At 63.9% G+C, this 11778-nt stretch carries 13 protein-coding genes and 1 other RNA gene; 4 read left to right on the top strand and 10 right to left on the bottom strand.

The window, feature by feature from the left end:
* The 7 genes from carA to hrcA form a co-directional block, all read right to left on the bottom strand.
* Positions 1-869: glutamine-hydrolyzing carbamoyl-phosphate synthase small subunit (gene carA / locus VKM35_RS13805; RefSeq protein ID WP_324321698.1), on the bottom strand; the 869-nt coding region annotated here is incomplete at its 3' end.
* A 195-nt stretch (positions 870-1064) separates the two neighbouring features.
* Positions 1065-1790 carry a 4-hydroxy-tetrahydrodipicolinate reductase gene (gene dapB, locus VKM35_RS13800; RefSeq protein WP_324321697.1) on the bottom strand — a complete coding sequence of 242 codons (726 nt, stop codon included), beginning with the start codon at positions 1788-1790 and terminating at the stop codon, positions 1065-1067.
* Between the two features lie 59 nt (positions 1791-1849).
* Complete coding sequence (gene dnaJ, locus VKM35_RS13795; protein WP_324321695.1) at positions 1850-2980, bottom strand: molecular chaperone DnaJ; 1131 nt, start codon at positions 2978-2980, stop codon at positions 1850-1852.
* Positions 2977-3552 (bottom strand): TMEM175 family protein, encoded by a 576-nt coding sequence (locus tag VKM35_RS13790; RefSeq protein ID WP_324321694.1) that lies wholly within the window; start codon positions 3550-3552, stop codon positions 2977-2979. The genes dnaJ and VKM35_RS13790 overlap by 4 nt, the downstream gene beginning before the upstream one ends.
* Positions 3553-3627: 75 nt before the next feature.
* Positions 3628-5544, bottom strand: a complete 1917-nt coding sequence (gene dnaK, locus VKM35_RS13785) for a molecular chaperone DnaK (protein WP_324321692.1) — start codon at positions 5542-5544, stop codon at positions 3628-3630.
* A gap of 126 nt (positions 5545-5670) precedes the next feature.
* Entirely contained in the window at positions 5671-6189 is a 519-nt protein-coding gene (grpE, locus tag VKM35_RS13780; protein WP_324321690.1) for a nucleotide exchange factor GrpE, read from the bottom strand.
* Positions 6190-6291: 102 nt separating this feature from the next.
* Positions 6292-7347, bottom strand: a complete 1056-nt coding sequence (hrcA, locus tag VKM35_RS13775) for a heat-inducible transcriptional repressor HrcA (RefSeq protein WP_324321688.1) — start codon at positions 7345-7347, stop codon at positions 6292-6294.
* Between the two features lie 120 nt (positions 7348-7467).
* On the opposite strand from hrcA, the gene recN reads away from it, so the two are divergent.
* Positions 7468-9138, top strand: a complete 1671-nt coding sequence (gene recN, locus VKM35_RS13770) for a DNA repair protein RecN (protein WP_324321686.1) — start codon at positions 7468-7470, stop codon at positions 9136-9138.
* A 131-nt stretch (positions 9139-9269) separates the two neighbouring features.
* Here recN and fur read toward each other — a convergent pair whose 3' ends face one another.
* Positions 9270-9677, bottom strand: a complete 408-nt coding sequence (gene fur / locus VKM35_RS13765) for a ferric iron uptake transcriptional regulator (protein WP_324321685.1) — start codon at positions 9675-9677, stop codon at positions 9270-9272.
* Positions 9678-9768: 91 nt separating this feature from the next.
* Here fur and VKM35_RS13760 point away from each other — a divergent pair, with 91 nt between their 5' ends.
* Entirely contained in the window at positions 9769-10158 is a 390-nt protein-coding gene (locus VKM35_RS13760) for an outer membrane protein assembly factor BamE (RefSeq protein WP_324321684.1), read from the top strand.
* Here the strand turns inward: VKM35_RS13760 and VKM35_RS13755 are convergent.
* Together VKM35_RS13755 and VKM35_RS13750 are read right to left on the bottom strand one after the other, a co-directional pair.
* Positions 10155-10439: an RnfH family protein gene (locus VKM35_RS13755; protein ID WP_324321699.1), complete on the bottom strand. Its 285-nt coding sequence runs from the start codon at positions 10437-10439 to the stop codon at positions 10155-10157. The genes VKM35_RS13760 and VKM35_RS13755 overlap by 4 nt on opposite strands.
* A 16-nt stretch (positions 10440-10455) precedes the next feature.
* Complete coding sequence (locus VKM35_RS13750) at positions 10456-10887, bottom strand: type II toxin-antitoxin system RatA family toxin (protein ID WP_324321683.1); 432 nt, start codon at positions 10885-10887, stop codon at positions 10456-10458.
* 68 nt (positions 10888-10955) lie between these two features.
* Here VKM35_RS13750 and smpB point away from each other — a divergent pair, with 68 nt between their 5' ends.
* A complete protein-coding gene (gene smpB, locus VKM35_RS13745; protein WP_324321682.1) occupies positions 10956-11456 on the top strand; it encodes an SsrA-binding protein SmpB in 501 nt (166 codons plus the stop codon).
* 148 nt (positions 11457-11604) lie between these two features.
* Positions 11605-11778: a transfer-messenger RNA gene (ssrA, locus tag VKM35_RS13740) on the top strand; the annotation flags it as partial.

The following is an 11778-nucleotide window of genomic DNA, read 5'->3' as shown; positions in this document are numbered from 1 at the left end:
TTGGCGCCGTGATGGCCGAATTTCATCTTCATCGTCTGCGCGCCGGCGGCGAGGCCGAGCAGTTGGTGGCCGAGACAGATGCCGAAGATCGGAATCTTCGCGGCGAGAAATTCCTTGATCGCAGCGATCGCGTAATCGCAGGGCGCGGGATCGCCGGGGCCATTGGACAGGAAGATGCCGTCGGGTTTCTCCGCGAGCACCTGCGCCGCCGGCGTTTGCGCGGGGACGACGGTGACCTTGCAGCCGCGCTCGGCGAGCATGCGCAGGATGTTGCGCTTGACGCCGAAATCGTAGGCGATGACATGGAATTTCGCGTCGACGCGCTGGAATTCGTTGCGATCCAGATCGAGCTGACCTTCGCTCCAGACATAGCGTTCGCGCGTGCAGACTTCCTTCGCCAAGTCCATGCCCTTCAGGCCGGGAAATTTGCGCGCGGCTTCAATGGCCTTGTCGGCATCGATCTCGCCAGCCATCAACGCACCGTTCTGGGCGCCGCGATCGCGCAGCAGACGGGTGAGCTTGCGGGTGTCGATGTCGGCGATGGCGACCACGCCGCGTGCGGCCAGCCATTCCGGGAGGGCGACCTGGCTGCGCCAGTTGCTGGGACGGCGCGGCACGTCGCGGACGATCAGGCCGGCAGCGAAAACTTCCTCGGACTCGTCGTCCTGATTCGTGCAGCCGGTGTTGCCGATATGCGGATAGGTCAGCGTGATCAGCTGCCGCGCATAGGAGGGATCGGTGAGGATTTCCTGGTAGCCGGTCAGCGCAGTGTTGAACACCACTTCGCCGACGGACAATCCGGGCGCGCCTACGGAAATACCCTCGAATACGGTGCCGTCTTCGAGGGCAAGAATGGCGGTTTGGGTCACGGGAGCTCGCCTTGATTGGGTGAACCGCCCCGGTCCGCCAGGCTGTGGCAGACCGCGAACGAGGCAGGAGGCCAAGTTCGTGGGGGAAAAGGGGGTTCAGGCGAGCGGGAATTCTAGCCGCCGAGGCCGGGGCTGTCCACGACGAACTGCGCCTGGATCGGAAACCTGCGCGGAAAATCAGCGCCGGTGCGGACTTCAGTCGCTGAAGATCAGATCGGCGAGACGATGATTGCCGGCGGGACGACCGGCCAGATGCGCGGCCGCAGACAGGGCGCCGCGCGCGAAGATGTCACGATTGCCGGCGCGATGAATCAGCTCGATACGCTCGCCCGGGCCGGTGAACTGCACGCTATGCTCGCCGATGATGTCGCCGGCACGCAACGAGGCGTAGTGCGGCGCGCTTCCGCGCCCTGCCGCTACGGCGGCGCCCAGCGTGAGTGCGGTGCCGGAGGGCGCGTCTTTCTTGTGCACGTGATGGGATTCGATGATGTCGGCGTCCCAACCGGTCAATGCCTGCGCGGCACGACGCGAAAGTTCTTCAAGCACGACCACACCCAGACTGAAGTTGGATGCCCACAGCACAGGAATCGTGTGCGCCGCCTGAGCCAGCGCCTCGCGCTGCTGCGTGGACAAACCGGTCGTGCCGCTGACCAACGCCGCCTTGCGCATCTTGCATGCAGCCAACACGGCATCGAAGCCTTCCGGCAGACTGAAATCAATGGCGACATCGAAGCTGGGGCAGCGAGCCAGGTCCGCGCTCGCAAACATCGGCACGTCCACGCCATCGATCGCCGCGCCCGAGCGCGAAACCGCCGCAACGACTTGCAGCGCGGGATTTTCCCGCGCCAGCCGCAGCAGGGCCTGGCCCATGCGGCCGCTGGCGCCGTGGATGAGGATGCGGATCGGCGAAGAAGAATTCATGGCCCGAGGCTAGCGGGCCGGGGGCCGCGGATGCAAGTCATGAAGCCGTAGGAGCGGGATCAAGAGGTCATGCGATCCCAGAAGGCTTTCACGCCATCGAGGAAACCGCTGGAGCGCGGCGAATGCCGCGCGCCCTCCTCGCCTTCGAACGTCGCCTCGAAATCCTTGAGCAGTTCGCGCTGGCGCGAAGTCAGGTTGACCGGAGTTTCCACCACCACGCGGCACAAGAGATCGCCCGTACCGTGGCTGCGCACCGATTTGACGCCCTTGCCACGCAGGCGGAACAACTTGCCGGTCTGGGTTTCCAGCGGCACCTTGATCAGCGCCTCGCCATCAAGCGTGGGCACGACGACATCGGCGCCGAGCGCGGCCTGCGCGAAACGCACCGGGACCTCGCAATACAGATCGTCGCCGTCACGTTTGAAGATCGCGTGTTCGTGCACCTGCACTTCCACGTACAGATCGCCGGCCTGCGCTCCGGCCGGACCAGCTTCGCCTTCGCCCTGCAGGCGGATGCGATCGCCGTTGTCGACGCCGGCGGGGATCTTCACCGACAGCAGCTTTTCGTCCTGCAGACGGCCATTGCCGTGGCAGTTCTTGCAGGGCTTGGCGATGGTCTGACCGCGGCCGCCGCAACTCGGGCAAGGTTGCTGCACGGAAAAAATGCCGCGCTGCATGCGCACTTGGCCGCGACCAACGCAGGTCTTGCAAGTCTCGACTTTGCCGTCTTCGGAGCCCGAGCCCTTGCAGGGTTTGCACGACACCAGCGTCGGCACTTCGATCTGTTTCTCGGCGCCGAACACCGCTTCCTCGAGATCGAGTTCGATCACGTAACGCAGGTCGGCACCACGGCGCGGGCCGCGCTGCTGACGACCACCGCCAAAAATGTCGCCGAAAATATCGCCGAAAATATCGTTGACGTCGCCGAAGCCCGGGCCTGCGCCACCGCCACCGCCCATGCCGTGTTCGAACGCGGCGTGGCCGTGCGCGTCATAGGCGCGGCGCTTGGCCGGATCGGTGAGGACTTCATAAGCCTGTTTGGCTTCCTTGAAGGATTCCTCGGAAACCTTGTCGCCCGGATTGCGATCCGGATGATGCTTCATCGCCAGACGGCGATAGGCCTTCTTCAACTCTTCTTCGCTCGCCGTCTTGCTGACGCCGAGAGTTTCGTAAAAATCGCGCTTGCTCATTCGGAAAATCTCGATTCGATGCGGCGGTCCGGGATCAGCCACATCAGGGCGACCAGGACGAAAATGATGTTGGCGAGCCAGACGTTGACGAAGGCGAGGCCGATCGCACTCAGGTACAGAAAAGGCGAGGCCTTGCCCTTGAAATCGCGACCGATGGCCTGGGCCAAGGCCGATTCGCGGCCGTGCACGGAAATGATGCATTGCTGCAGCAGCCAATAGGCAACACCGGCCATCAGCAGCACACCGCCGTACAACGCGGTCGGCAGGGGCGTGAAATGATTTTCGCCCATCCAGCCGGTCGCGAACGGAAACAGGGACAGCCAGAACAGCAGGTGCAGGTTGGCCCACATCACGCCGCCCGTCACTTTCTGCACGGTATGCAACATGTGGTGATGGTTGTTCCAGTAGATGCCGACGTAGACGAAGCTCAGCACGTAGCTCAGGAATACCGGCAGCAATGGCTGTAGCGCGGCCAGATCGGTGCCGTGCGGAACTTTCATCTCCAGCACCATGATGGTGATGATGATGGCCAGTACGCCGTCACTGAATGCCTCGAGCCTGTTTTTCCCCATCACCCGCCCGCCCCTCTGCCAACACGGCGAACGCCCGATGCCGGGCGTTCGCTTTTTCTGGATTGTTCCGGAGGGTCAGACCTTGCCGTCGTCCTTGACCTCGGTGAACTCGGCGTCGACCACGTCCTCGGCCGGTTTGCCGGAGTTCGCGCCGGCATCGCCGGGTGCCTGTTCGCCGGCCTGCGCCGCCGCGTAAAGCGACTGCGCCGCCTGCTGCAAGGCATTGGTCTTGGCTTCGATCTGGCCCTTGTCGTCACCCTTCATCGCGGTCTCGAGATCGGACAACGCGGTTTCGATCGCGCCGAGCTGCTCGCCCGGCACCTTCGAACCGTGGTCCTTGATGGCCGTACGCGTGGCGTGGATCAGGCCGTCGGCGGCGTTGCGCGCGGTGACGAGGTCGTGGAATTTCTTGTCTTCCTCGCGATTGGCTTCCGCGTCGCGGACCATCTGCTGGATCTCTTCCTCGCTCAGGCCCGAGCCGGCCTTGATCTCGACCTTCTGCTCCTTGCCGTTCTTCTTGTCCTTGGCCGAGACATGCAGGATGCCGTTGGCGTCGATGTCGAACGAGACCTCGACCTGCGGCATGCCGCGCGGCGCAGCGTCGATGCCGGAAAGATCGAACTTGGCCAGCGACTTGTTGTAGCGGGCCTGTTCGCGCTCGCCCTGCAGCACGTGCACGGTGACCGCGGACTGGTTGTCCTCGGCGGTTGAGAAGGTCTGCGAGGCCTTGGTCGGAATCGTGGTGTTCTTCTCGATGATCTTGGTGAACACGCCGCCCATGGTTTCGATGCCGAGGCTGAGCGGGGTCACGTCGAGCAGCAGCACGTCCTTGACGGTGCCGGCGAGCACGCCGCCCTGCACGGCCGCGCCGATGGCGACGGCTTCGTCGGGGTTGACGTCCTTGCGCGGCTCCTTGCCGAAGAACTCAGCGACCGCCGCCTGCACTTTCGGCATGCGCGTCTGGCCACCGACCAGGATCACCTCGTTGATGGCGCTGGCGGCGAGGCCGGCGTCCTTCAAGGCGATGCGGCAGGGTTCGATGGTTTTCTTGACCAGGTCATCGACCAGGGCTTCGAGCTTGGCGCGCGTCAGCTTGATGTTCAGATGCTTCGGACCCGAAGCATCGGCGGTGACGTACGGCAGGTTGACGTCGGTCTGCTGCGAGGACGAGAGCTCGATCTTGGCGCGCTCGGCGGCATCCTTGAGGCGCTGCAGAGCCAATGGATCCTTGCGCAGGTCGATGCCCTGCTCTTTCTGGAATTCCTCGACCAGGAAATCGATTACGCGCTTGTCGAAATCTTCGCCGCCCAGGAAGGTGTCGCCGTTGGTGGCGAGAACTTCGAACTGGGTTTCGCCGTCGATGGAAGCGATCTCGATGATCGACACGTCGAAGGTGCCGCCGCCAAGGTCATAGACCGCGATCTTGCGGTCGCCGCCCTTCTTGTCGAGGCCATAGGCCAGCGCGGCCGCGGTCGGCTCGTTGATGATGCGCTTGACGTCGAGACCGGCGATGCGACCGGCGTCCTTGGTCGCCTGGCGCTGGCTGTCGTTGAAGTAGGCCGGGACGGTGATCACGGCTTCGGTGACCGTCTCGCCCAGGTAGGCTTCGGCGGTCTTCTTCATTTTCTCGAGGACCTTCGCGGAAATTTCCTGCGCGGCCATCTTCTTGCCGTCGCTGGTCGACACCCAGGCGTCGCCGTTGTCGTGGGCGAGGATCGAGTACGGGACCAGGTCGAGGTCTTTCTTGACTTCATCGTCGGTGAATTTGCGGCCGATCAGGCGCTTCACCGCGTAGAAGGTGTTCTTGGGGTTGGTGACCGCCTGGCGCTTGGCCGAGGCGCCCACGATCACTTCACCGTCCTTGGTGAACGCGACGATCGACGGCGTGGTGCGATCGCCCTCGGAGTTTTCAATGACCTTGGCGACGCCGCCTTCCATGACCGCGACGCAGCTGTTGGTGGTGCCGAGGTCGATACCGATGATCTTGCCCATGATGCTTGCTCCGTAATGCCTTGATTCGTGAATGTGTTGATTGGCGCGAAGGGATGAAACCAATGTTCCGCGCTGTTCGAGATGTATGGCCGGGGCCGGCTAATTCAACCGCCCCGGCCTCGGCCGTCAGTCAGCGGCGACCACCACGAGGGCGGGACGCAGCAGGCGGTCGTTGAGCAGGTAACCCTTCTGGAAAACCTGCAGCACGCTGCCCGGCGCGGCGCCGGCGGCTTCGGCCTGGCTGATCGCCTGGTGATGATCGGGATTGAAGGCTTCGCCGACCGGATCGATCAGGCGCAGGCCGTTGTCGGCAGCGACCTTGAGCAATTGCTTGAGGGTCAGATCGAGGCCATCGCGTAGCGGGCTGGCCTCGCTGCCTGCGGCCGTGAGGCCAGCATCGAGGCTGTCGAACACCGGCAGCAGTTCGGCGAGCAGGCGTTCGTTGGCGAACTTGCGTGCCACGTCAATATCGCGGCCCAGGCGCTTGCGCTGGTTGTCGAGCTCGGCGCGTTCGCGCAGGGTTTCTTCCTTGAGCGCGACGATGGTGGCGCGCAGCTGGTCGAGTTCGGCCGAAAGCGATTCGGTCTCGGACGCAGTTTCGTCTTGCGGCGCTTGCGCGTCCGGCTGGGGGTATTCGCTGTGCATGGTCTTCCTGCTGGCTAGGTGTAGAGGGCCGGCCCGCCCCTGCGGGGGCCGCCTCCTTCATGGGGTCATCGAAAAGGCTTTCAAGACCCCGATTTGCTGAAATCAGGCCGATGAATCCGGGGCCAGCGCGGCACCGAGCAAGTCCGCGGTCGCCTGCACCATCGGGATCACCCGCTCATACGCCATGCGGGTCGGGCCGATCACCCCGAGCACCCCGAGCACCTTGCCTTGGCTGGCATAAGGCGCGGTGATCACCGTGCACGCCTCCAGCGGCGCCAAGCCGCTTTCCTCGCCGATGAACACGCGCACGCCCGGCGCATGGGTGCAGCGCTCGAGCAGGGCGAGGATTTCGCGCTTGCGCGAGAAAGCTTCGAACAACTCGCGCAATCGATCCATGTCGGACAGCCCGTTGAGGCCCATCAGGCGGGTCTGGCCAGCCAGCAGCATGTCGTCGTTGCTGGCAAAACCGCTGCCGGGCCCGCCCAGGGTCTGTTCGGAAATCTCCACCGCCGCCGACAGCACCCGCTCCATTTCGCTGCGGGTATCGCGCAATTCGCGCAACAGCACCGCGCGGATGTCGGCCAGCGGCCGGCCGGCGAAATGGGCGTTGAGATAGTTCGCGCTCTGCTCCAGTTCGCTGGGCGAATACGCACGGCGGGTCTGGATGATGCGGTTTTGCACCTCGTTGTCGGTGAACACCAGGATCACCAGCACGCGGCTGCCGTCCAGCGGCACGAAATCGATGTGCTTGAAGGCAAAGGCCGCGCGCTGCGGCACCGTCACCACACCGACGAACTGGCTCATCGCCGACAGCAATTCCGAGGCATTGGCCAGCAGCGACTGCGTGCCCGCACCGGTCGGCATGTTGATGCGCAGACGGTCGATCTCGGGGTCGCTGAGCGGCTGCATCTGCAGCAGGGAATCGACGAAAACGCGGTAGCCCTGCGCGGTCGGGATGCGCCCTGCCGAGGTATGCGGTGCGGACAGCAGGCCGATTTCCTCGAGGTCGGCCATGATGTTGCGGATCGTCGCCGGGCTCACGTCCAGCCCCGACTGCTTGGCCAGCGTGCGGCTGCCGACCGGCTCGCCATCACGGATGTGCTGGGCGATCAGGGTGCGCAACAGGCGACGGGCGCGGGGATCCAGGGGCAGGCTCATGCCTCATAGATAAGGCCGCGGCGCCCGCGGCGCAAGTTTTCCAGTCTCAGGTTTTCGGACTGACATCGGCGATAGTGCCTGAACGATTCCGCCACCGTTTCAGGCAAACTCCCGCCCATCATGCTCAGTCATCTCACCCTCAAGGATTTCGCCGTCGTCAGTGCCGCCGAGCTCGGCTTCGACGCCGGACTCACTGTGGTTTCCGGTGAAACCGGCGCCGGCAAATCGCTGCTGGTCGACGCCCTGCTCTGGCTCACCGGCGCCCGCGCCGACGCCGGCATCGTCCGCCACGGCGCCGAACGCGCGGAGCTTTCCGCGGAATTCTCCCTCGCCGATGCCCCCGACGCGGCCGACTGGTTGCGCGAACGCGAACTCGACGACGACGCCAGCTGCCAGTTGCGCCGGGTGATCCGTGCCGATGGCGGCTCGCGGGCCTGGATCAACGGCCGCCCGGCGACGCTGGCGCAGCTGTCGGAACTCGGCGCCCTGCTGGTCGAAATCCACGGTCAGCATGAGCACCAGGCCCTGCTCGAACGCAGCCACCAGCTCGGCCTGCTCGATGCGTTCGGTCAGCACGAAGCCCTGCTCGCCGATGTTCGCGAACACGCCCGCCGCTGGCAGGACCTCGACCAGGAGCTCGCCGCGCTGTCGCGCACCGGCGATGTCGGCGACCGCATCGCCTACCTCGAGCACCAGCACGGCGAACTGGCACGCGAAGCGCTGGCCGCCGGCGATATCGACGACATGCTCGCCGCGCACCGCCGCCAGGCCAATGCCGCCGGCCTGCTGGCAGGCTACGAATCGGCGCTGGCGCGGCTGTCCGGCGACGAAGGCCAGTCCTTGTCGCGCGGCCTGCGCCAGGCCAACGGCGAACTCGGCCGCCATCTCGACAGCGAGCCGCGCCTGCGCGAAGTGACGGCGCTGCTCGAGTCGGCGGAGATCCAGATCGACGAAGCCGGCGGCCTGATCGAACGCCTGCGCGATGAGCTCGACATTGACCCGGCGCATCTGCAACAACTCGAAGCACGCATGACCCGCCTGCACGATCTTGCGCGCAAGCATCGCTTGCCGCTGGCGGAACTCGCTGCGCGTCGCGATGCGATCGAAACCGAGCTGGAATCGTTGCGCGGCGCCGGCGAACGCAGCGAATTCCTTTTCGCCGAACGTGAAGCGGCGAACGCGCGCTGGAAAACTGCGGCGGCCAGACTTTCGCAGTCGCGCAATGCCGCCGGGAAAAAACTCGGCAAGGCGGTTTCCGGACTGATGTCGGAACTGGGCATGGGCGGCGGCGTATTCGCGGTCGAACTCACCGCACAGGACAACAACAAGCCGCATGCGCTGGGCGCCGAGCGCTGCGAATTCCTGGTCTCTGCCAACCCCGGGCAGCCGCCGCGGGCGCTGCGCAAGGTCGCCTCGGGCGGCGAACTGGCACGCATCAGCCTCGCCATCGAAGTCGCGGCGCTAGGCCTGGATTCGGTGCCGACGATGATCTTCGACGAAGTCGACACCGGCATCGGCGGCGCGGTCGCGGAAGTGGTCGGACAAAAACTGCGCGCGCTGGGTGCTTCGCGCCAGGTACTTTGCGTTACCCACCTGCCGCAGGTCGCGGCGCAGGGCCATCACCATCTGCAGGTGAGCAAGGCCGTCAATGGCAGCAGTACGCACAGCGCCGTGAGCGTGCTCGCGGAAAAAGAGCGTATCGAGGAACTCGCGCGCATGCTCGGCGGCGTCGAGATCACCAAAGAAACGCGAGCGAATGCCCGGCAGATGTTGTCGCGGGCGCAGGCGTGATTTTCGTAGGAGCGATGGTAATCGCGACAGGGTTCGCTGCTGTGAAGATCAGCACAATCCAATGCCCTTTTTTGGACTAGCTGCTGCCGCGACAAGCATGGTCGCGATTGCCATCGCTCCTACACCCGCGGTTATTTTTTCTTCTTGGGCCGCACGTACAGCACGAGGCTGTGCTCTTCGATCACAAAGCCGTGCTTGTCGGCGATCTGCTTTTGCAGAGCTTCGATTTCCGGGCTGGTGAATTCGATGACCTTGCCCGATTCGATGTCGACCATGTGGTCGTGGTGCTGGCCGCGATCCATTTCGTAGACGGCCTGACCGCCCTCGAAATTGTGCTTGAGCACCAGGCCGGCGGCCTCGAACTGCGTAAGCACCCGATACACCGTGGCCAGGCCGATGTCCTCGCCACTGTTGAGCAATTGCCGATAGATGTCTTCGGCAGTCAGATGGCGGGTGCCGGTGGTCTCAAGCAGCTCCAGGATGCGGATCCGGGGGTGCGTGACCTTGAGGCCGACTTTGCGCAGATCCTGCGATTCCATGAATCTTCCGCTCCCGTGCAACTTATCCGGCCGACGTCGGTCGGTGCTTGGTGTATTATCGCCCGGCTACCCACCTTTGACTATGCTAACGATGCGCAAGGCCCTTCTCGTTCTCTCCGCCGCGGTCCTGGTTTCAGGCTGCAACCTGGTCTACCGCCAGCCTATCTATCAGGGCAGCCTGCTCGAGCAGAAATACGTCGAGCAACTCAAGGAAGGCATGACCCGCCAGCAGGTGGAATTGCTGCTCGGCACGCCGTCGGTAGCCGACCCCTTCCACCAAGAGCGCTGGGATTACGCCGCCAGCGAGCGCTACAAGCGCGATCCGGCCCAGGTCAAGAATCTCACCGTGTGGTTCGAGAATGACCAGGTCACGAAATGGTCCGGCGAGTATTTCCCCGACCACAACAGCGAACTGCTCAAGCAGGCCGCGAAATTCGGCAACCTGCCGAAAGACAAGGACAAGGACAAGAAACACCGTTAAAAGCGGCGTTTCCCCGGGCCCGAGGCGCGCTCACGGCGCGCCTGCTTCGGATCGGCAAGCAAGGGCCGCAGCAGCTCGAGCCGATCGCCATCACGCAATCTTGTTTCGGCAGTGACAGGCCGGCTGAAAATCGCCAGACGCGTCGCGTCCACTTCCCAGTCGTTCGCTTCTTTTTCTTTCCCGATCATCGCCAGCGCGTCCGCGACGACGGCGCCTTCGGGCAGCGTCAGCATCAGCGACCAATAGCGCTCCGGCAGCGCGTAAACCACGTCGACGCGCATCGCGACCGGCACTTGCTCAGTCATCGCCACGATTGGCCTCGCGACAAAAATCATCGACCAGGCGATCGGCCAGCCCCTGAAAACCCAGCGCCAGCGCCGAGCCCACGAGTTTTCCAGCGACATCGAAATCCAGACTCAAGCTGACCTTGCAGGCATCCTCGGCCAGCGAATGAAAAACCCACAGGCCGCTGAATTTTCGGAACGGCCCTTCTTCCAGTTGCAGTTCGATGCGCGTCGGCGGCGTGAGTGCATTGCGGGTGGTGAAACCGATCCTCAGGCCGGCAACGCGCAAATCCAGCCTGGCCAGCATGTGCTGATCGGATTGTTCGATCACTTCGGAAGACTCGCACCAGGAAAAACGGCGCGGGTAGCCGGCGACATCATTGACCAGGCCGTACATGCGCAGCGCCGAATGCCGCACCAGCGCGTGTCGGTGGATGCTCGTCATGCCCTCGCCCCCATCAAAGGTTCCCTGCCCGGCCACGCATCGGCGACAATGGGACGCAAGGAAACTCCATGTCCAATAAGAAAGAAGCCAAGAATAACGCAGCGACGCAGGGCAAGACGATTGCGCTGAACAGAAGCGCGCGTCACGAATACCACCTCGAATCCCGCTACGAAGCCGGCATCTCCCTGCTCGGCTGGGAAATGAAATCGATCCGCGCCGGCCGCCTGAACATGGGCGACAGCTACGCGATGGTGAAGAACGGCGAGATCTTCCTGTTCGGCGCGCAGATCACGCCGCTGATTTCCGCCTCAACCCATGTCATCCCCGACGACCGCCGCACGCGCAAACTGCTGCTACATCGCCATGAAATCGACCGTCTGGTCGGCAAGGTAGAACGCGAAGGCTATACGCTGATCCCGACCGCCTGCTACTGGAAGGCCAACAAGGTGAAGCTGGAACTGGCCCTGGCCAAGGGCAAGCAATCGCATGACAAGCGCGCCGCCGAAAAAGACCGTGACTGGGCGCGCGAAAAACAACGCACCATGCGCCGGCACAACAAGAACGCCTGATCAGGCAACGTAGGAGCGGCTTCAGCCGCGACAGGTCGATCGAACGAGGGTCGCGGCTGAAGCCGCTCCTGCAGCCGCGCGGGTTGTGCCGGGCCACCCCCGCCCCCATACTGTCGTCGTTGGAAGATTCTGCTTCCTGTTAATTGCCGGGGCTGTCCTGGCTTCGACGGGGGTCGCAAAGTCGACTGGCGCATGCCGAGGGGGCGACTGTCCTCGTTAATCCAGTAGCAAAATTTAGTTGCCAACGACGACAACTACGCTCTCGCCGCTTAAGGCGTAAGCCCTGAACCCACTTGTGCCCGTGCTCGTGGATGTAAGGTCA

The sequence above is a fragment of the Arenimonas sp. genome, from assembly GCF_035312645.1.
GTDB lineage: Bacteria > Pseudomonadota > Gammaproteobacteria > Xanthomonadales > Xanthomonadaceae > Arenimonas.
Note: the sequence above shows the minus strand (reverse complement) of the source record. Positions and strands in the feature narration are given on the sequence as shown.

Bases quoted from the DNA above. Each gene is read 5' to 3' on its own strand.
- fur (WP_324321685.1), bottom strand. From the start codon at position 9,677: ATGGAATCGCAGGATCTGCGCAAAGTCGGCCTCAAGGTCACGCACCCC.
- dapB (WP_324321697.1), bottom strand. From the start codon at position 1,790: ATGAATTCTTCTTCGCCGATCCGCATCCTCATCCACGGCGCCAGCGGC.
- hrcA (WP_324321688.1), bottom strand. From the start codon at position 7,347: ATGAGCCTGCCCCTGGATCCCCGCGCCCGTCGCCTGTTGCGCACCCTG.
- VKM35_RS13790 (WP_324321694.1), bottom strand. From the start codon at position 3,552: ATGGGGAAAAACAGGCTCGAGGCATTCAGTGACGGCGTACTGGCCATC.
- recN (WP_324321686.1), top strand. From the start codon at position 7,468: ATGCTCAGTCATCTCACCCTCAAGGATTTCGCCGTCGTCAGTGCCGCC.
- smpB (WP_324321682.1), top strand. From the start codon at position 10,956: ATGTCCAATAAGAAAGAAGCCAAGAATAACGCAGCGACGCAGGGCAAG.
- dnaJ (WP_324321695.1), bottom strand. From the start codon at position 2,980: ATGAGCAAGCGCGATTTTTACGAAACTCTCGGCGTCAGCAAGACGGCG.
- VKM35_RS13760 (WP_324321684.1), top strand. From the start codon at position 9,769: ATGCGCAAGGCCCTTCTCGTTCTCTCCGCCGCGGTCCTGGTTTCAGGC.
- VKM35_RS13755 (WP_324321699.1), bottom strand. From the start codon at position 10,439: ATGCGCGTCGACGTGGTTTACGCGCTGCCGGAGCGCTATTGGTCGCTG.
- VKM35_RS13750 (WP_324321683.1), bottom strand. From the start codon at position 10,887: ATGACGAGCATCCACCGACACGCGCTGGTGCGGCATTCGGCGCTGCGC.
- grpE (WP_324321690.1), bottom strand. From the start codon at position 6,189: ATGCACAGCGAATACCCCCAGCCGGACGCGCAAGCGCCGCAAGACGAA.
- dnaK (WP_324321692.1), bottom strand. From the start codon at position 5,544: ATGGGCAAGATCATCGGTATCGACCTCGGCACCACCAACAGCTGCGTC.